Consider the following 20,558-nt stretch of genomic DNA (forward strand, 5'->3'; position numbering starts at 1 on the left):
GAAGATACAAGGTTGGGTTAGGGGTAAGTCGTCAGTTGGGTTAGCGCAGCGTAACCCAACGTTTTTAAGATAAACTCTTGAATTTGTTGGGTTTTTACAAGCTCAACCCAACTGACTTATCTTGCCTGCAAATTTAAACCCACCAATCACCCACACACCGCCAACTTTTCGCACATATCCAGCAAACGATTGGCATAGCCCCATTCATTGTCATACCAAGCGAAAATTTTCACCTGCTTGCCAACTTTCATAAATTGCAAGCCGTCCACCACCAAAGAATGCGCATCGCCAATAAAATCTGCCGACACCAAAGGCTCGTCTGTATAGCCTAAAATGCCTGCCAACTTGCCACGGCTCGCCTTATAAATAGCAGCTTTGACATCATCAATGCCAGCATCCACGCCAAGCACGCAAGTTACGTCAATGGCCGCCACGTTGATGGTTGGCACACGAATAGAATGCCCGTCAATCTTACCTTTCATAAAGGGCAACACACGCTCGGTGGCGTTGATACTGCTTGACGTGGTGGGAATGATGTTATGCCCTGCCGCTCTGGCACGGCGCAAATCTCGGTGCGTCTGATCCAGCACGCTTTGATCGGCAGTTACTGCATGGATTTCCGTCATCATCACGCCATCAATACCAAAGGCTTCATGCAGCACCGACAGCAGCGGCACCAGTGCCTGCGTGGTGCAAGACACGCCAGAAATGATGGGCAGCGCACGGCTTAGCCCATCGTCATTCACGCCCATCACAATGCTTGCGTCCACTTCATCAAAAGGCGCAGCACCGATGATGACCTGCTTTGCGCCTGCTATGCGGTGTAAATTCGCCGCCCTGTACGAGCGAAAATGCCCCGTACATTCTAGCACCACATCAATGCGCAAATCCTGCCATGGCAAATCGCTGGGGTTTTTTTGGTTTAAGAGTAAAATTTCTATGGTTTTAGCGTCTTTTGTCAATGTCAGCACCGCACCGCTCACATCGCTGCGCACACTTGCTTGTACGCCTGTTGCTGATAATCTGCCGTGCGTGCTGTCAAATTTCAGCAAATGCAGCAAAGTGTCTGCGTCCCACACATCATTGATGGCAACGATTTGCACACGCTCGCATAGCGTGTCAAGCCGCTGCAAATACGCACGCAAAACGTTACGCCCAATGCGCCCAAAGCCATTGATTGCCAAGCGAATTGGCGAGTTTTGCTGTGTCATATCTTTGCCTTTTTTGTGTCGTTTGTTGTGTGGTTGCTGCGGTTTTGGCGGTTGTATTTATGCTCAATTTTCATTTAACGCTTTAATCCAGCGTTTTAATTAAACCTTGCAATTTCACATTTTCATTTAATGTTTTCATTTGCCAATTTACCAAAAACCGCTGCAACCAAGAAAATCATCAAAGCTATTTTTGCGCCTGCTTGCGTGCTTTTAAAATGCTGACGATGGATTTTTTGCCTGCTGACTTGGCATGATTATCGTCTGGTGTGGCGGATTTTGGTTTGGCACTTATGCCGCTTTTTATGCCGCTTTTTGCACTACTTGTTGCAGCGCCATCTTTCGTATCGTCTTTGTCATCATCTGCTTTATCCAGTGCTGATTTATCCACGAAAATGAGCGCCAAGCGCACAGTGTTATAATCGCATTTATACGCAAGTGCTTCCACAATGGGACGTAATTGCACGCCATCGGTAAATTCGCCCTTGGCTTCCAGCAAATCAAACGCCGCTTGTACTGCCGCAATCACCTTATCATCTGGGCGCACCGCACTCAAATCAGGCGCATTGCCCTGCTCGTACAGCTCGCCAACGTGCGTGATAATCGTGGATAGTGCAAGGCTGCGCTTCTCGGCAATCTGCGCCAAATCCAAGCCCTGCTCAAGCAGTGCTTTGGTTTCTAATAAAGTTGGCGTGAGCGTGCGCTTATCACTCGTTGGCGTCAGTGCGCTTGGCGTTGGCGCATTGGCACGCAATCTTGCACGCAAGGCGGCGGCATCTTTCTCGGCTTGCAGGCGTTTTTCGTTGGCGGCGATGAGTTCAGGCTTGATGATGCCTTCGCACGCCACGATAAAACCTTCATGCACCTTTGCCACCGTGTCCGAATCCAGCGCACAAAATGCCGCTTCATGCTCGCCTGCCAGCTCTTGTAGGCGCTTATCCACACGGCAAATCCACTCATCAAGCAGCAAACTTTTTTGGTTAAATCCCAAAAGTTTTAGCCCATCCAGCGAACGCAACCTTGACAACGCCACATAGCCCTGCCCCATCTCAAACGTGCGTGACAAATCCACTTCGGCAGCGTCCAGCGTCATGCCTTGGGATTTATGAATGGTAATCGCCCACGCAAGACACAACGGAATCTGGCTAAAGCTCGCCAAAATCTCGCCTTGGGCATTTTCTACCGCCCATTCGTCAGGCTCAGCGATGATGCTGCGTCCATCATTGAGCCGCACCACAGGATATGCCACCGACAAAGCGTCATCATTATCGTCGTCCAAATTGGTGCTGATGGACGAAAAATCCACCACTTCACCCATCGTGCCGTTAAACACATTCAAATCAGGGTTGTTTTTGACGAACATCACCTTTGCGCCCACTTTTAGGCTTAAAATTTCAGGCGCACGCACGTTCTTTTTAAGTGTCTCAACCAGCGCTTTTTCGCCAAATTCGGTGGCGGTGAATGCGTGCGCTGGTGTGGTTAGATTGTTAAGTTCAGCTTCATTGATTTGATCCACGTTGGCGTTGTGCGTGTATAGGCGTGTACGGCTGTCATCCAAGGCATTTTGCTGCGTGGCGGCAAGCGCTTGCATGGCTTCGGCGCTCACCGTTTGCGTGCGGATTTGATTCAAAATATCATTTAATGACACGCCAAATTGCGCACGCTCATCGTCTTTGGATTGGCGGTGCTGCTCGGTCAAATAGCACACTTGAAACTTTGCCGCAAGCCACGCTTTTGCCATAAAAGCAAACTTTTCTTTGTTGGTTTCGTCCTTGTTGCCCACAGGTGGCAGCTGGAAAAAATCCCCTGAAAAAATCACCTGCACACCACCAAAAGCGAGCGAATTTTCACGAATGACTTGTAAAATTTGATCCAAAAGCTCCACCTGCTTGGCGTGCAGCATGGAAATTTCATCAACAATCAATACCTTAGCTTGCTTAATGCGCTCCACCGCCACTTGGCGTGCTTTTAGACGCTTAAAATCGTCCGCAGAAAACTCATCTTTAATGCCCATGCCACTCCACGCATGAATCGTCATGCCATTCATGTGCGTGGCGGCAATGCCTGTGCTGGCGGTGATTGCCACAGGAATACCCCGCGCGCGCAAATAGCGAATGTACTGATTGAGCACATAGGTTTTGCCTGCGCCTGCCTGCCCTGTCAAAAAGACGTTTTGCCCCGTTTTTAAAATATCTAATGCAACTGCCTGCTTCATACTTTTATCAAATTCATTTATAAATTTAAAAATAAATAAAATTTATACAAACTTACAAAAAACTTGTCGATTTCACGCCATCAACACCGTTTTATTGATTAGTTTTTCTATAAAATAAAAATCTGATCAAGAAAATTTTGGCGCATTTATTAAGGCAATTTACGGCAATTTTTGGGAAAGTTTTGCCACTTTTCACGCACGCCCAGCCAAATTCACACTTGCCAATTCTTTTCTTGCTAACCGCTTAGCATAGCACAGTTTGACTTTTTTCGCCTGACAATTTCGCTAAGCATTTTCGCTAAGCGATTTTTATCCAGTATTTTCACTGAGCGATTTATCATCAGGTGATTTTTCACCAAACAGTTTTCACCAAACAGTTTTCACCAAACAGTTTTCACCAAGCGATTTGTACCAAACAACCACACCCAAATCCACCAATGCCAAACCAGTGGAATTTTCGTCCTTTAATTGCAATAATATTGAAATATAAAATTACAAAACATTACAAAATTTATGCGTGCAAAGTTGCTTATGATTTGTTATCTTAATTTCAAGGCATTTTGGAGTACGCCTGTTTCGTTGTCGACACTCAAAGCAAATCTCGGCAAATCCCCATCCATTCATAACAAAGGATTTTATTATGAAATACGATACCCCAAACACCCCAAATTCCATCGTTCAATTTCGCAAACAATACGACAATTATATTGACGGTCAGTGGGTCGCACCCAAAGCAGGCAAATACTTTGAAAACACAAGCCCTGTGGACGGCAAACTCATTTGTACCGCCGCACGCTCGGACGAAAGCGACATCAATGCCGCGCTGGACGCAGCGCACGCCGCGCGTGATGCTTGGGGCAAAACCAGCCCTACAGAGCGTGCTGCGATTTTGCTGAAAATGGCAGATCGCATTGAAGCCAATCTTGAGAAAATCGCCCTAGCCGAAACCTACGACAACGGCAAGCCAATCCGTGAAACGCTGGCGGCAGACATTCCGCTGGCAGTGGATCATCTGCGCTATTTTGCAGGCTGTATCCGCGCCCAAGAAGGCGGCATCAGTCAGATTGATGACGACACCGTGGCTTATCATTTTAACGAGCCGCTTGGCGTGGTGGGACAAATCATTCCTTGGAATTTCCCAATTTTGATGGCGATTTGGAAAATTGCGCCAGCTTTGGCAGCAGGCAACTGCATTGTACTCAAACTTGCCGAGCAAACGCCAGCGTCCTTTTTATACTTACTAGAAACCATCGGCATTGATGAAATCCTGCCAAAAGGCGTGCTGAACGTGGTAAACGGCTTTGGCCTAGAAGCGGGTAAACCGCTGGCGTCCAGCCCACGCATTGCCAAGATTGCCTTTACTGGCGAGACGAATACTGGCCGTCTGATTATGGGTTATGCCAGCGAAAATCTGATTCCTGTTACGCTTGAGCTTGGCGGCAAATCACCGAACATTTTCTTTGAAGATGTGATGGACGCAGACGATGAATTTTTGGACAAGGCGGTGGAAGGCTTGGTGATGTTTGCGCTCAACCAAGGCGAAGTTTGCACTTGCCCATCGCGCGCTTTGGTGCATGAAAAGATTTATGATCGCTTTATTGAGCGCTGCATTGAGCGTGTCAAAGCCATCAAACTTGGCAGCCCGCTGGATACCGAAACGATGGTCGGCGCACAAGCCAGCCAAGAGCAGCTGGACAAGATTTTATCTTATCTGGACATCGGCAAATCCGAAGGCGCACAAGTGCTGGTCGGCGGTGAGCAAGACAAACGCGGCGATGACGGTGCGGACGGCTTTTACATCAAGCCAACCATCTTTGCTGGCGATAACAGCATGCGCATTTTCCAAGAAGAGATTTTCGGCCCTGTGCTGGCGGTGGCGAAATTCAGCGATGATGACGAAGCCATGCGCATTGCCAACGATACCCTATACGGACTGGGTGCAGGCATTTGGACGCGCGATGTGCATAAGGCGTACCGCTTTGGGCGCGGCATTCAGGCAGGTCGTGTGTGGACGAACTGCTACCACATCTACCCTGCGCACGCAGCCTTTGGCGGCTATAAGCAATCAGGCATTGGACGTGAAAACCACAAAATGATGCTCGCACATTATCAGCAAACCAAATGTATGCTGGTGTCTTATAGCAAAAAGGCGATGGGGTTTTTCTAATCACCTAACAAAACCACAAGACAAAACCGCTTTTGATGAGCGGTTTTGTTTTTGCTATCAAATGGCTTACTTTGTATAAAATTATTGATAAATCAGCAAATATGGACTTACAATCAACATTTTGCAGACGTTTTAAACAAGCAAGAAAAGCAAAAAATTTATCTCAAGAAAAATTAGGCGTACTGATTGGGCTTGATGAATTTGTCGCCAGCACACGAATTAACCGCTATGAAAAAGGCGTGCATTTACCCGATTTGACGACATTACAAAACATCGCCCATGCCCTAGACGTGCCAAGCGCATACTTCTTTGCTGATGATGAATTGACTCACATCATTTTGGCGCACCATCATAAAACCAACACTCTTAAAACTGACACACCATAAAATTTACGCATAAAAAAACCAGTCAGCAAACGCCAACTGGTTTTGATAAAGCATTTAAACGTTTAAGCGATAAACAACTAAATCAGCGACTTCACCGCTTCTACCACCGCTTCGGTCGTGATGCCAAAGTGTGCGAATAACTCTTTGGCAGGCGCAGACTCGCCAAAAGTCGTCATGCCGATGATTTTACCGTCAAGTCCGACAAATTTATACCAATAATCAGTGATGCCAGCTTCCACCGCCACACGCGCACGCACATGGCTTGGCAGCACGCTTTCAATGTACGCACGCTCTTGCTTAACAAAAATTTCCGCACACGGCATAGACACCACTCGCACGCCCGCGCCTTGCTCGGTGAGCGTGTTGTAGGCATTCATCGCCAGCTCCACTTCTGAGCCTGTGGCGATGATGATGGCGTTTAACTCACCTTGTTCTCTGGCAAGCACATACGCACCTTTTTCAATGTCAGCGATTTGCTCGGCAGTACGTGCTTGGTGCGCCAGATTTTGACGTGATAGAATCAATGACGTTGGTGCAGTTTGAGTTTTTAGAGCAACTTTCCATGCCGCTGCCGTCTCCACCGTGTCGCATGGACGCCATGTAAAATGATTTGGCGTGTTACGCAAACTTGCCACCTGCTCCACAGGCTGATGGGTCGGGCCATCTTCACCAAGTCCGATACTGTCGTGGGTGTAGACGTTAATCACACGCTGCTTCATCAGTGCCGACATACGCACCGCATTGCGCGCATATTCCATAAACATCAAGAATGTGGCGGTATACGGGATAAATCCGCCATGCAGTGCCACGCCATTAGCAATCGCTGTCATGCCAAATTCACGCACGCCATAATGCACATAGTTGCCGTCTGCGTGGTTTTGTACGCCTTTTGCGTCTTTCCACAAGGTCAAGTTTGAACCTGCCAAATCCGCACTGCCGCCTAGAATTTCAGGCAGCTGTGGCGCAAAAGCAGCGATGGCGTTTTGACTTGCCTTGCGTGTGGCGATGCTTTCGCCTTTGTCTTGGCAAGATTTGATGAACTCATCCGCCACTTTATCAAAATCGCTTGGCAACTCGCCTGCCAAACGGCGCAACAGCTCAGCCGCTTCGGTTGGGTATTTGGCTTGGTAGTCGGCAAATTGGGCATTCCAAGCGTTTTCTTCGCTTGCGCCTTTATCCGTGCAATCCCACGCCTTATAAATCTCATCAGGTACGAAAAACGGCTCGCTGCTCTCCCAGCCAAGCTCCGCACGCGTCAAAGCAATTTCGTCCACGCCAAGTGGCGCACCATGGCAGTCTTCTTTGCCTTGTTTGTTTGGCGAACCAAGACCAATCACGGTTTTACAGATGATAAGCGTTGGTTTTTTGGTTTCGGCTTTTGCCGCTTCGGTGGCTTTACGGATTTGCTCGCTGTCGTGTCCGTCCACGCTCAGCACTTGCCAGTTATAGCTTTCAAAGCGTTTGGCGGTGTCATCGCTGAACCAGCCTTCCACTTCGCCATCAATAGAAATGCCGTTGTCGTCATAATACACAATCAGCTTGCCAAGCCCCAGCGTGCCAGCCAGCGAACACGCTTCGTGGCTTACGCCTTCCATCAAGCAGCCATCGCCCAAAAAGCAGTAGGTGTAATGGTCAATGATGGCGTTGTCTGCTTTGTTAAACTGCGCAGCAAGCGTTTTTTCTGCCAAAGCAAAACCTACCGCATTGGCGATGCCTTGCCCAAGCGGGCCTGTGGTGGTCTCAATACCGTCCGCATAGCCAAATTCTGGGTGGCCTGCGGTTTTTGAGTGTAATTTACGGAAATTTTTGATGTCATCAAGCGTCAAATCATAGCCCGTCAAGTGCAGCAAGGCGTACAAAAGCATTGAGCCGTGTCCGTTTGACAGCACAAAGCGGTCGCGGTTTGCCCATTTGGCATTTTTTGGGTTGTGGCGTAAAAATTCACGCCAAACCACTTCAGCAATATCCGCCATGCCCATCGGTGCGCCCGGGTGGCCTGAGTTGGCGTTTTGCACAGCGTCCATCGCAAGAATGCGAATGGCGTTGGCGTTTTTACGGTCTTTTAGTTGGGTTTGCATAAGCGCTACCTAAGATATTGATTTATTAAGAGAATTTAAAGGTTTATAAAATGAGCAAAAGTAAAATTTAGCGAAATGATGGCAAAATTGCACAAATTTCACATGTTTGTATTGACAATTTCAATCCAACGAATGCTTTGGCGCAGTGGCTGGCAACTCAAAAGTTTGTGTTGATAGTACGCTTTGTATTTGCTCGTCATTCAAGCCAGCCTGCACCAAAGACTGCTTAAGCTGCTTAAGTCTGGCATAAAACGCTTGCTTGGCTTGATGCACGCCATCAGCGATAAACTGCGCGTCCAAATCGCTCTCAAGGCGATAAAATTTAATATTCGACACACAAGGATAAAACCACTCAAAACGTGCCGTCAGCTCTTGAATGGCAAGCGTGCCATGCGCTTCGCTCACGCCATCATCGCCAAGATACACACTGCCTTGCATATTGGCAAAACCGTGCTTTTTTAATACCGCTTTGATGTCGGCATAGGCGTTTTGCCAAGTGGCAGCATGATACCTGTCCCTTAGACAATTTATATCCATGTCAAAAGCGATTAAATAACGGCTCACAAGCACTCGCCACACTTAAAATTGGCAAATCTTCACGTTCATCACGCCAGCACCGTCAAGCCGCCCATATAAGGCTGCAGTGCTTTTGGAATATTGACCGTGCCGTCAGCGTTTTGGTGGTTTTCAAGGATTGCAAGCAGCGTACGCCCCACCGCAAGCCCTGAACCATTTAGCGTATGCACAAGCTCGGTTTGCTTGCCGTCTTTGACGCGCGCGCCCATGCGGCGTGCCTGAAAGTCGCTGCAATTTGAGCAGCTAGAAATCTCACGATAAGTGTCTTGTGATGGCAACCAAACTTCAATGTCATAAGTTTTCACCGCACTAAAGCCCATATCGCCAGTACACAGCTGCACCACACGGTACGGCAACTCCAACGCCTGCAAAATGCTTTCTGCCTGCGCAGTCATCTCTTCTAGCGCCTGCATAGACGTATCGGCACGCACGATTTGCACCATTTCCACTTTTTCAAACTGATGCTGACGAATCAAGCCGCGCGTATCACGCCCAGCACTGCCCGCTTCAGAGCGAAAGCACGGCGTGTGAGCGGTGAGCTTCATCGGCAAATCACTCGGCGCAAGCATGACATCACGCACGCTGTTGGTCAGCGGCACTTCAGACGTTGGAATCAGATAATAATTGTCGCTGACTTTAAACAAATCTTCTTCAAATTTTGGCAGCTGCCCTGTGCCTTTTAGGCTGTCGCTATTGACAATGTACGGCACGTACATTTCGGTGTAACCTTTGGCGATGTGCGCATCCAGCATGAACTGAATCAGCGCACGATTTAAGCGCGCCAAACCACCTTTGAGCGTGCTAAAGCGTGAACCCGTCAGCTTCGCCGCCAGCGCAAAATCAAGCTGACCTAAGTTCTCACCAATGTCGGTGTGGTCTTTGATTTCAAAATCAAAAGCGCGCGGCTCACCCCATTTGCGCACTTCTACGTTGTCGTTTTCATCTGCGCCCACAGGTACGCCATCAGCTGGCAAATTAGGAATGGCAAGGCTTTCAGCAGTGATGACAGCTTGCAGCTCTTTTAATTTTAGCTCGGCAGCTTTCATCTGCTCGCTGACTTTTTCCATCTCGGCAAGCAGCTCATCAGCATTCTCGCCACTGCGTTTTAGCTCACCGATTTTTTTTGCGCCTGCATTTTTTTGCGCTTGCAAATTCTCAGTTTCCACCTGAATGGCTTTGCGCTTGGCTTCCAAATCCTGCCACAGCGCCACGTCCAGCGCATAGCCACGAGTGGCAAGTTTGGCTTGCAATTCGTTCAAATCACCACGCAATAATTTTGGGTCTAGCATACAATTCTCTTGATTGGATTTATCACGATTTTGTTGATTGGTGCATGATTTGTCGCACGATTTTAGGCGATTTTCATGCAGCATTTGCATAAATTGACGGCAATAAACCACCCAAAAACCGCCCAAATTTGGCACAATCAACATTGATATAAATTTTTGCTTATCATACCAAATTTTACCGCTTTTTGTCAGCTTTTTTGTTGTGCTTGGCACAGACTTTATGCCAAATATCGGCAAATTGACGGATAATTTTACGCCCTTTTTATAACGATGACTTTGGCAAAACAACAATAAAATAACCAAAACAACACCACTCATCGCCACCATTTATCAAAACTTACCACGAACCCAACCAACAATTTCATCAACAATCCTACAAAACCCTACCAAAAACCGCCAATTTGCAAAAAATTTGGCAAAAGCGTGTATTTTTGGTTTATTTTTTGCCGTAAACTTAGTAATATAAGAGCAATTTTCTGGCAAATTCAAATGCATGTTAATTTGCCAATGTGTTGTATTTATCTGTTGTGTTTTATCAACGATTTTCTTAATTTAATTTTCATTAAACCTAACGGAATAACCATGTCAGCAAGCTCAAAAGCATTGTACCCTTACACCCTAAAACCCGTGTCGCTCAATCTGACCGATGCCGAATTCAAAGGCGCTCAGCTTGCCTTGTTTGAAAAAAGCGCCAATAATTTTGGGCTAAAATCTGTGCGCACCAAAGAATGGATTGTGCTTGCGCTGATGACGGCGGCGGCAATCGCAGGGCTGGTATTCGTCAGCGGCTATTCCACCATCATTTTTTGGGTGATGCTCGTGCTGGTAGGTTTGTATCTTTTGGCGCGCACTTTGGGGCTAAAATGGTACATGAAGCGTGAATACGACAAGCAAGTGGCTGGCGTGAGTATGCCTGATGAGATGAAAAAAGTGCAGCTTGGCGTGCAGTCGCATGGACTTGTGCTGTCTATGCCAGCACCGAGCGACATTCTAAACAGTCCGCAGCTGCGTGGTATGCAAATGCGTGCCGCACCGACACAATCAGCGGTAATTCCTTGGTCGGCAGTAACCAGCTGGGACGAGACGGACGAGTATGTATTTGTGCTGTTTGAAGCCAAAGGTCAAAAAGGCAGCCAAATCATTCCAAAACGCCTAAATGCCGAAGGCTTGCCGATTGCCACCATCACCAAGCACCTAAAACAAGCCAAACCGCAAGGCTTAGAATCTATGATGCAAACGCCAGTTTAAGCATTTTGATTTAAATCACATTTTAACAAGACCGTGCTTTGACGCGGTTTTGTTTTTGAGAACGACTCACCGACTGAGTTTAAAAACAACCCTGCTTAAGCCCAACCCACCACATTGCCAAAGCGCACCAAAATCACAAACACAAAAAACGCCCTTATCATTAAGAGCGTTTTTAAATCGTGAAAAGTTAGTATTTTAACTCAATGATTTCCACCCAGTAGCCGTCTGGGTCTTTGATGAAAGCGATGTCCTTCATGCTGCCGTCTTCTGGGCGTTTTTGAAATTCCACGCCATTTTCATCAAACCACGCCACCGCTTTTGCCAAATCTGGCACGCTAAAGCAAATATGCCCAAAGCCACGCGGGTCGCTGTTGCCGTTGTGGTAGCTAAAATCAGCGTCATTTTCTGTGCCATAATTGTGCGTCAGCTCCAAAATGCTGCGCTGGCGAGACACATAAGCGGTCAAATCTGCCGTTTGTGGCAAATTGGCACGCTCTTCTTCAGTCAATTTCGCCAAAAAGTACAAATCAAATTTTGCGTCTGGAAACTGGCTGTGGCGCAGCAAAGTCATGCCCAAAACACCTGTATAAAACTCCAAAGATTTTACAGGGTCTTTAATGCGCAGCATGGTGTGGTTAAACACAAAGCCTTCTGATTGCGCTGGAATGTCTTTCACGCCTGCCGCACTTAGGGCAGTTTTTGGTTGAGCGATGGTTGTCATGATACTCTCTTTGTGGTTTTGTTTTGAATGTGAAATTTGCTTAAAACTTAGTTAAACTTAAAGTTTGATTAAACTTAAAACTAGTTGAATTTGTTGGCAAGCGCAAACCGCCAACGACAGCCATCATTCTAACAAAGCCCGCCTATTTTGGCAAATTGGCAAACTTACAAGGCTTTGAAACTCGCCATCAATTTTTTAGCTTGCCATCAATTAAAGAAATTCACCTTGCCAGTGGCGACGTCATATTCTGCGCCAATGATGGTCAGCGCACCAGAATTTACCATATCTTCTAAAATGCGTGAGCCGTGCTTAAGCTGGCTGACCGACATTCGCACATTGGCACGCACCGCACGGTCAATAAATTCGTCCATATCTACATCGCCATCACCAGCCGACACGATTTCGTGCAGATTGTACACGCTTGGGCGAATGCGATCCACGATGGATTGCAAGTTTGGCGAATAATACTGCTCTGGATTGGTCAAGGCTTCCACGCACGCCGTTACCGCGCCGCAATGCGAATGCCCAAGCACCACAACAAGCTGCGTGCCAAATTTCTCAGCGGCAAACTCAATCGAGCCGATTTGACTTGGCGCAACGACATTGCCCGCCACACGAATGACAAACAGCTCACCCAAGCCCTGATCAAAAATCAGCTCCACAGGCACGCGCGCATCCGAGCAACCTAAGATAATAGCGCTTGGTTTTTGCTCCGCCACAAGCATTGGCGGTGGAATTTTTAGCGGCTCGGTGCTGGCAAGATTGGCAACATAACGCTCGTTGCCTGCCTTGAGCATTTCTAGCACGGCTTTGGCATCTAATGGCTGTGATGATGACATAAAACCCTCTGTAAATATAAAAGCCGATGATTATTCTGACAACACTTCTAGTACGGTGCTGGCAGGCGTATCCATGTCTGGTGCAGACTGGTTTTCAGGCTTTGGTTTATCCGCCTTTTCTGCGCGCGGCTTATCAGCTTTGGCTGGCGGTTCAGATGGCTGATGGGCTGGCTGCACCGCTTGAGTGGCAGGCTGCGCGGCTTGGGTAAGCGAATTTTGCGCTGCTGGCTGATGCGCAGGCTGATTTGGTTTCTGATTTGACTTCTCGCTTGGCTGGTTTGCGCCATCATTAAATACCGATCCGCCTACCGCGCCTGAGCGAGTTTTTGACGCATTGCCAGCTTCACTTGGTGCGCCAATGCCTTGTTCTTGGGCGCGTGCCAATGCCGCTTCACGCGCCTTGGCGATTTTTGCCGCTTGCTCACGGCTGCGCTGCGCCAAAGCGTCATCGGCAGGTGTGGCAGCTTGCACAGGGATTTCACGCTTGGTGGCTTGCAAATTCACACTGCGTGGCTGGCGTGGCGATGAATCACGCACCACCGAACCACGCTCGTAATCATCAATCATCTCAATATAACGACTGACAGGCGCAACGCTTAGGCGCACGGACGCTGGCAAGCCAAAATCGGTAACGCTAAGCTGGGATTGTGCGGTGTCGGCATTGCTAAATTTGCCATAAGTCAGCACATAGCGTGGCTGCTTATCCGCATCCAAATAACGAAAATAAGCGAACTGATCACGGTCTTCTCGTCCGTTCAGATAATCCACGATGACTTCGTGCTGTCTTACGTCCATCAGCTCAATGGCGTAGCTGTTTTTGGCGGCTTCAAAAAAGCGATGGTCTTTGAACTCGGCAGGATAAGTGCGCAAATCTCGCACCAGCGTAGAAAAATCAATCGGTGCGACTTCTTTATTCAGCTCACCAAGCGTATCAATACGAGTTGGCAAGGCGATGTCTTGGGAAGTGATTTCTTCTTTTTTGGTGTCTGTGATGATTTTTGGTGCGCTTGCCGCCAGCCACAAAATCAGCCATGCCGCCAAAATCGCACCAGCCGCAATCAGCCAGTACAAGGCTTGGCGGCGAAAATAAGCACTTGCAGTTGTTGATTTATACATCGTTTTTCTCGCTTAACACATCGCTCACAGACGTTAATACTTCGTTTAAAATCGCCATGTCAAAATCTGCCGTAACAAAAGCATCGCCCAGCGCACGCAAAAGCACCAAGCGAATCTTGCCTTGCTGAACTTTCTTGTCATGCCCCATTAGGCTTAATGCTTCGTCCACCGCAATCTTTGGCGGCTGTACAGGCAGCTCAAATCGCTCAATCAATGCCACCACACGGCGCACATCGTCAAGGCTAATCAGCCCAAGTTTATAAGACATCACAAGCGCCTGCACCATGCCAGCCGCCACCGCTTCACCGTGCAGCCATGCGCCATAGCCTTGGTGCGTCTCGATGACATGCCCAAACGTATGCCCAAAATTAAGCAAAGCACGCTTGCCAGATTCACGCTCATCAGCCGCCACGATTTGCGCCTTATAATCACAGCAGCGATGCACCATCTGCGCAAGCGTTTCGCCATCTTTGGCAAGGATTTTATCGGCATGATTTTCAAGCCACGCCAAAAATTCAGCGTCCATAATCAGCGCATATTTGATGACTTCTGCCATGCCAGCAGCAAATTCTCTAGGCGGCAAAGTCGCAAAAGTCGCCATGTCGGCAAGCACCGCCACAGGCTGCCAAAACGCACCAATCATATTCTTGCCAAGCGCATGGTTAATGCCCGTTTTGCCGCCCACAGACGAATCCACTTGCGCAAGCAGCGTGGTCGGCACTTGAATGAAATTCACGCCACGCATAAAACTTGCCGCCGCAAAACCTGTCATATCGCCAATCACGCCGCCACCAAGCGCCACCAGCGTACAATCACGCGCAAAATGCGCCTGCATCAGCGCATCATAAATGGCGTTAATGCTGTCTTGGTTTTTAAACTGCTCGCCATCAGGCAAAACGCACGCACGCACATCAAAGCCCGCCTGCGCCAGTCGCTCTTGTAGCCCTTTTAAATACAAAGGCGCAATCAAATCATTGGTAACAATCAGCACCTGCCTGCCTTTAATATAAGGCACAATCGGCGTTGCCAAATCCAGTGCTGCCAGCGCATTGTCTTGGGCGGATTGCTCGGTAAACGCACGGCAATCGCCACTTGCGGTGATAAAAATCGGATAATCGTGGCTTTGGGTGTGTACGGTCAGCGTGTGTTGTGTGTTCATGAGTGATTCGGTTTTGTTAATTTTAAGTAGTTGATTATTTTTGGGTTTTAAGTTTTTCAGGCGTTAAAATTTTAGCGCAAGTGGTACTTTAGCTTTAATAAAGGCACAAATGACGAACGCCTATCCAAGCCTAATTTTAAACTTTAGTTTGTAAACTTTGGTTTTTAAACTTTAATTTATAAACTTGGCTTATCAAATCCAATTTTAAATCTTGCCAATCAAGCCAGCCAAAATCTACTCATCAGCGTACTGCTTGAGCTGCTCAAGCAATTCTGCCACCATTTGCTTGGGATAAGCACGCCCTGTCGGCACGATGATGTCCGCCACTTCACGGTACAAAGGATTGCGCACTTGATACAAAGATTCTAACACCGCGCGCGGGTTGTCGGATTGTAGCAGCGGTCGGTTTTTGTCTTTTTTGGTGCGTGCCAGCTGCGTATCAACGCTTGCGTCCAGATAAATCACCAAGCCACGCCCCAAAAGTGCACGATTTTGCTCCCTGCCCACTGCGCCGCCGCCTGTCGCCATGACAATGCCGTCTCGTTCGGTCAGCTCTTCTAGTGCGCGCGTTTCACGATCACGAAAACCCGCTTCGCCTTCTTTGGCAAAAATCCAAGGAATGTCCGCGCCTGTCTGCTCGCTGATGTACCAATCACAGTCCACAAACTCACGTCCCAAATGCTTGGCAAGCAGCTTACCAACCGTGGTTTTGCCTGCGCCCATCGGCCCCACCAAATACACGCTCGGCAATTTTTTGGCAAGGCTGGTGATGGATTTTTCAATGATAACATCTTCAATGATTGGCGATTGTCCGTCAGTCATCGTTTTAGCCTATTTTAAATTTATAATCAAACAATCTATGATACAAGGTTTGCGCCAATCTTGCCAGTTTTTTTGTATTTTTTATGTATTTTGATGGGTTTATTTTGGTGTTGGTTTAGCGTTGACTAGATATGATGATGATTTTTCAGCGTCTGTTTTTGTGATTGGCAAACCTTAAAATCATGAAAAGATGGCGCAAATTGCCTGCAAAATGGCGCAAAAATTGGCAAGCATGGCAAATCCATCTATGCTTGCCTATTTAGTTTCACCCATTAAAAACTTGGCTTAACCATTCGGTTTGACAATTCGGTTTGACAATTCAACTTAAAAAGTCTGGTTCACCAAGCGTGGCGTAACAAAAATCAGCAACTCTTCTTTATTATTCACACGCCGCTCATTACGAAACAGCCTGCCAATGTACGGCAAATCGCCAAAAAACGGCACTTTCGCCACCGTATTGCCCTGCGTGTGGCGATAAATCCCGCCCAGCACGACGGTTTGCCCATCTTGGACGTGTACTTGCGTTTCAATGGCATCTTCTTGAATAGCAATCTCGCCCAAATTGGTAACAGGCGTGCCATTTTTCACCAAAAGTTTGAGCAAAATGCTGCCGTCAGGCGTGATGTTTGGCGTGGCTTCCAGCACCAATGCCGCTTCTTTAAAGACGGTGTTGGTCGCGCCAGACGCCGTTTCTTCTTGATAAGCGATTTGCATTCCCGATGAAATGCGCGCGGTTTGTTTGTCTGCGGTCATTACCTTTGGCGTGGAAATGATTTCGCCTTGATTGGTGGCTTGCATGGCGGACAGCTCCAAATCCAGCATGGCATTTGGCAAGGACAAAATCCCAAAAGCAATGCTGCCTGCTGGATTTGCCACGCCCAAATTCACCGATAAATTATCAGGACGTGTTACGCCTTCACGCCGATAATTGCTGGTGCGCATATCCCAAAGCGTGGACTGCCCACCGCCAATCTGCAAATCCTGCCGATCTGACAACATCCCAAAATTCACGCCCAACTCACGGCTAAAAGTATCACTTGCCGCCACGATACGCGCTTCAATCATCACTTGGCGCATCGGCACATCAATGAGCCGCACCGCTTCACGAATGGCGTGCAAATGCGCTGGCACATCTTGGATAATCAGCGTATTTGTGCGCACGTCTACCGCCACCGCCCCACGCGCTGACAGCAGTCCTTGTGGGCGTGCGTCTGTATTTGTGGCGTTTGGCGTGTTTGCTAGGTTTGTAGCACTGGCTGTATTGCGCTGATTGCCTTGTAAGCCCACCAACAAATCACGCATTTGGCTGGCGTCTGCATAGCTTAGGCGCACATATTCAGTGCTAAGCGGCATAAGATTCGCCAGACGCTGCGCCTGCTCGGCAGCATTGGTCGCACGCTTATCAGCTTCTTCTGCGCTTTCAATCATGATGACATCGCCATACCAAGTTTTGATCAGATTTTTGCTGGCAATGACAATATCCAGCGCCTGATCCCAAGGCACGTTCGTCAATCGCAGCGTGATGTTGCTTGTAACCGCATCGCTCACCACGATGTTTGCCTTGCCTGCGTGCGCCAACACATCAGGCACCGTGCGCACTGGCAAATCATAAAAATCCAGCGACACCCGCTCGCCTGTGTAAGTTGGCGCAGTGGAATTTGGCGTGGCACTGCTTGGTGCGCTATTTGTGGCAACTGGGCTAATTGGGGAAAAACCACCTTGAGATGAGCTGACTTGTGGTAAGCTGTTTTGAGATAAATTAACTTGAGACAAGCCGTCTTGAGATGAAAAGCCTTGCGGTAAGCTGTTTTGAGAAAAGCTGTTTTGAGAAAAACCGTTTTGAGAAAAACCATCTTGCGCAAAATCCGCTGGCGCACTGGCTTGCCCAACTGATTGCCCTGTCGTTTGCCCAGCACTTTGAGCAGCTGTTTGAGCAGCTGTTTGAATAGCCGTTTTATCAATCAAGCCTGATTCATCTACCGTCTGCGTCAAAGGCGTGATGACGGCACTCTCGGTGCGATCAATAATCTCACCAAATGCCGTGATGGGCGATAATAACAACAAAACGCCAAGCCATGCAAAATTGATGGCGTACGAATGGGTGGTTTGAGTGTGGATTTGTGCGTGCGTCTGCGTGCGAATGACAATGCCGTCCATGTGCATGATAAAATTATACCAATAAAAACGCTTTCATTGTAAGGCGAAAAAATCAGATAATCAAGCCTAAATTTACTCCCAATTTGCCCCAACTTATCCCAGTTTACCGCCAAGCGCACGCAAAAAAACAGCGACAGATTACTCCGCCGCTGTTTTTGCTCTTAGCATTTGCGCTAAATTTTAAATTTAACTTTACGTCAAATTAGAATTTTAGGTGTGCGCCAATGCCCCACATATTTGCATCTGAGCTTAGGTAGTTATAACCTGCTTCGATACCGATGTTTGCGGTTGGGTTGTAGCCCACTGCCACACCACCAGCCAAGCCAGTTTTGTCGCCTTCATAAGAGCGTGCACCTGAAACACCTTCAATGCGCTCGACTTTTACTTCAGTTTTCGCTACGCCCAGTTTGCCTTTGGCATAAAATGGCGTGTTGTTGAAGTGGTAGCGATAAGTACCGTATGCGCCGTAAGTTTTTGCGTCATACTCGTAAGTTGAAGCGCCTTGGGTGAATTTTTTGTCGTCCGAACCTACATACTCAACTTCCGCACCAAAGTTTTGGTCAAAGTTGTAACCAGCGTACACACCGTAAGCGGTTGCGTCTTTTGGTTGGTCTGCGTCAATTTGACCCACTTTCACACCAACGTATGGCTGACCTGCTGCCGCTGAACCATAAGAGATGGCTGCGTTTGCGCTCATTGCTAGAGCTGAAGAAGCGCCAAGAGCAAGAAGTGTTTTGGTTAGAGTTTTCATAGTTCTCTCCTAAAATTGTGGCTGCGCCACGTTGCTTATTGTTTGTTTATTACTATTTTCACCAAGTGGTTTGTGCGTTGTTTGGTGAGCTGTGTTTGGTTGGCAACTCATCGTGCAACTGCGCTTGCCTGCTTGGTATGGGTTTATAGTAACAAAATATTTCAAGCGGTCTGTGCGTGTTTGTAGAGTGTTGTGTAAAGTTTTGTAATAAAATCCGCGCGCCTGTCAAACTCTACCGAAAAATGAAACGTTTTGTTACTAATTCTTGGCAAATAAGGCAAACTTTGCGCAAATTTGGCGCATTTTCGCTGGTTTGCGGAAAGTTACCCCATCAAAATTGGTTAATTTTTAACCATTTTACGCCCAAATGCCTAAAAATGTCAAAATTTTCCGCACTTTTTCTTAAAACACAAACAAAAACACGTCAGCGTCAAATCTTTTTTGGGCGATTTTTTGGTAAATTTTAGCAATTTTTGGCAAATTGACATGAATTGTTACAACTTTCAAGAAATTTACGCAAAAATTTTTGGCTGTGTTACAATCGTTTTTAGAAAAAATTTGGCAAATGGACGAAAATTCCTACGATTTTGCCAATTTCAATCAGACAAACACCCAATCAAGGCAAAATAAGGCGAAACGATGAAAAAAACTTTGATTATTTTTGATTTGGACGGTACGCTCATTGACAGCGTGCCAGATTTGGCGGCGGCGGTGAACGCCATGCTGACGGAGCTTGGCACGGCAAATGCCAGCACCGAGCAAGTGCGCTCGTGGGTGGGTAATGGTTCGCTGGTGCTGACTGAGCGTGCCTTGACGTGGGCGAATCTTGCCACTGATGATGCCGCCTTGCACCATGCGCACGAGCGGTTTTTGGCGCATTATGCCGACTGCGCAAGCTGTGCCACCGCCCCTTATGCTGGCGTCAGCGCAGGACTAAAGACGCTTAAGCAAGCGGGTTTTGCGCTTGCCATCGCCACCAATAAGCCTGCACGCTTCTTGCCAGAAATCTTGGCGGCGCAAGGCTGGCATGATTTTGATTGCGTGATTGGCGGCGACAGCTTACCCACCAAAAAGCCTGACCCTACGCCACTTTTGCACATTTGCGATGCGCTTGGCATTTCGCCTGCCGCTGCCATCATGGTGGGCGACAGTAAAAATGACGTCGTCGCTGGCAAAAACGCCAACATCACCACGCTTGCGCTCAGCTATGGCTATAATTATGACGAACCGATTGCGCACAGCGAACCTGATGCGGTTTTTGATGAGTTTGCCGATTTGGTGGCGTTTATTTTGAAAAACTTTGCCGAATGATTTTGGCGTGGCGAAATTCACCATTCAAAAACCCCATGCCAGTGCGTGGGGTTTTGTTTGATGGATTTGGCTAAAAATTGGTGTTTTGGCGTTCTTGTTGCACTCGCTTTAGTTCCGCTTTGGCAAATAAAGCATGGTCAGCCCAATCGCCAATATGACCGATAATGCAAAATACCAAACCGTCATTCTTTATTGTCTAAACGCTTAAATCCTTATTCATGCTATAAATCGCCGTATAAAGCATGATCGCAATGAATTATAGCGTAAAAAACATCATCTATTTACCCCCCCCCAATCGCTATTTATGCTGGCGCAAAATCCTTGCAAACAATAAAAATCCATAGCAAATAACCAACAACATTTGCCATTTTCACCCAAACGCCGCTTGACCCATAAATCATCTGGCGCAGCAATGATGGCAACCTTAGCAATATCATCGCTCATTTTACAATTTTTATAATGACAAGCGTCTGTGGCTCGTGTGGCTTTTGCGCAAATTCATCATCAATCCCTTT

The 20,558-nt window shown here is 47.6% G+C and carries 16 protein-coding genes and 1 pseudogene; 4 read left to right on the forward strand and 13 right to left on the reverse strand.

What is annotated here, in order from left to right; translation table 11 throughout:
• Window positions 1-146: 146 nt before the first annotated feature.
• Both B0181_RS06650 and B0181_RS06655 read right to left on the reverse strand, forming a co-directional pair.
• On the reverse strand, window positions 147-1,211 hold the full coding sequence (locus B0181_RS06650) for a type I glyceraldehyde-3-phosphate dehydrogenase (protein ID WP_078276735.1): 1,065 nt from the start codon (window positions 1,209-1,211) through the stop codon (window positions 147-149).
• A gap of 382 nt (window positions 1,212-1,593) precedes the next feature.
• Window positions 1,594-3,423, reverse strand: a pseudogene (locus B0181_RS06655) (AAA family ATPase); the annotation flags it as partial.
• Between the two features lie 640 nt (window positions 3,424-4,063).
• Between B0181_RS06655 and exaC the strand changes: the two are divergent.
• Window positions 4,064-5,590: an acetaldehyde dehydrogenase ExaC gene (gene exaC, locus B0181_RS06660; RefSeq protein WP_078276737.1), complete on the forward strand. Its 1,527-nt coding sequence runs from the start codon at window positions 4,064-4,066 to the stop codon at window positions 5,588-5,590.
• 101 nt (window positions 5,591-5,691) lie between these two features.
• Window positions 5,692-5,976 carry a helix-turn-helix domain-containing protein gene (locus tag B0181_RS06665; protein WP_078276843.1) on the forward strand — a complete coding sequence of 95 codons (285 nt, stop codon included), beginning with the start codon at window positions 5,692-5,694 and terminating at the stop codon, window positions 5,974-5,976.
• Between the two features lie 77 nt (window positions 5,977-6,053).
• On the opposite strand, the gene tkt is transcribed toward B0181_RS06665, so the two are convergent.
• From tkt to serS, 3 genes are all read right to left on the reverse strand, one after another.
• Window positions 6,054-8,054, reverse strand: coding sequence for a transketolase (tkt, locus tag B0181_RS06670; protein WP_078276738.1), 2,001 nt, complete (start codon window positions 8,052-8,054; stop codon window positions 6,054-6,056).
• 120 nt (window positions 8,055-8,174) lie between these two features.
• Window positions 8,175-8,591 carry a hypothetical protein gene (locus B0181_RS06675; protein ID WP_211276073.1) on the reverse strand — a complete coding sequence of 139 codons (417 nt, stop codon included), beginning with the start codon at window positions 8,589-8,591 and terminating at the stop codon, window positions 8,175-8,177.
• A 68-nt stretch (window positions 8,592-8,659) separates the two neighbouring features.
• A complete protein-coding gene (gene serS, locus B0181_RS06680) occupies window positions 8,660-9,919 on the reverse strand; it encodes a serine--tRNA ligase (protein ID WP_078276845.1) in 1,260 nt (419 codons plus the stop codon).
• A gap of 582 nt (window positions 9,920-10,501) precedes the next feature.
• Here serS and B0181_RS06685 point away from each other — a divergent pair.
• Window positions 10,502-11,167, forward strand: coding sequence for a YcxB family protein (locus B0181_RS06685; protein ID WP_078276739.1), 666 nt, complete (start codon window positions 10,502-10,504; stop codon window positions 11,165-11,167).
• 187 nt (window positions 11,168-11,354) lie between these two features.
• On the opposite strand, the gene gloA is transcribed toward B0181_RS06685, so the two are convergent.
• The 7 genes from gloA to B0181_RS06720 form a co-directional block, all read right to left on the reverse strand.
• Window positions 11,355-11,888: a lactoylglutathione lyase gene (gene gloA, locus B0181_RS06690; protein ID WP_078276740.1), complete on the reverse strand. Its 534-nt coding sequence runs from the start codon at window positions 11,886-11,888 to the stop codon at window positions 11,355-11,357.
• A 206-nt stretch (window positions 11,889-12,094) separates the two neighbouring features.
• On the reverse strand, window positions 12,095-12,727 hold the full coding sequence (locus B0181_RS06695; protein WP_078276741.1) for a carbonic anhydrase: 633 nt from the start codon (window positions 12,725-12,727) through the stop codon (window positions 12,095-12,097).
• A gap of 30 nt (window positions 12,728-12,757) precedes the next feature.
• Window positions 12,758-13,843: a hypothetical protein gene (locus B0181_RS06700; protein ID WP_078276742.1), complete on the reverse strand. Its 1,086-nt coding sequence runs from the start codon at window positions 13,841-13,843 to the stop codon at window positions 12,758-12,760.
• On the reverse strand, window positions 13,836-15,002 hold the full coding sequence (aroB, locus tag B0181_RS06705) for a 3-dehydroquinate synthase (protein WP_078276743.1): 1,167 nt from the start codon (window positions 15,000-15,002) through the stop codon (window positions 13,836-13,838). Before aroB ends, B0181_RS06700 begins: the two co-directional genes overlap by 8 nt.
• Window positions 15,003-15,236: 234 nt before the next feature.
• Window positions 15,237-15,824: a shikimate kinase AroK gene (gene aroK / locus B0181_RS06710; protein ID WP_078276744.1), complete on the reverse strand. Its 588-nt coding sequence runs from the start codon at window positions 15,822-15,824 to the stop codon at window positions 15,237-15,239.
• Window positions 15,825-16,148: 324 nt separating this feature from the next.
• Complete coding sequence (locus B0181_RS06715) at window positions 16,149-17,987, reverse strand: type IV pilus secretin PilQ (protein WP_078276745.1); 1,839 nt, start codon at window positions 17,985-17,987, stop codon at window positions 16,149-16,151.
• Between the two features lie 196 nt (window positions 17,988-18,183).
• Window positions 18,184-18,732 carry a porin family protein gene (locus B0181_RS06720; RefSeq protein ID WP_078276746.1) on the reverse strand — a complete coding sequence of 183 codons (549 nt, stop codon included), beginning with the start codon at window positions 18,730-18,732 and terminating at the stop codon, window positions 18,184-18,186.
• 639 nt (window positions 18,733-19,371) lie between these two features.
• Here B0181_RS06720 and B0181_RS06725 point away from each other — a divergent pair.
• On the forward strand, window positions 19,372-20,043 hold the full coding sequence (locus tag B0181_RS06725) for a phosphoglycolate phosphatase (protein WP_078276747.1): 672 nt from the start codon (window positions 19,372-19,374) through the stop codon (window positions 20,041-20,043).
• Between the two features lie 273 nt (window positions 20,044-20,316).
• Here B0181_RS06725 and B0181_RS12090 read toward each other — a convergent pair whose 3' ends face one another.
• Window positions 20,317-20,487 (reverse strand): hypothetical protein, encoded by a 171-nt coding sequence (locus tag B0181_RS12090; protein ID WP_158078942.1) that lies wholly within the window; start codon window positions 20,485-20,487, stop codon window positions 20,317-20,319.
• Window positions 20,488-20,558 lie beyond the last annotated feature (71 nt).

Origin of the sequence: Moraxella caviae (genome assembly GCF_002014985.1) — a bacterium.
GTDB lineage: Bacteria > Pseudomonadota > Gammaproteobacteria > Pseudomonadales > Moraxellaceae > Moraxella > Moraxella caviae.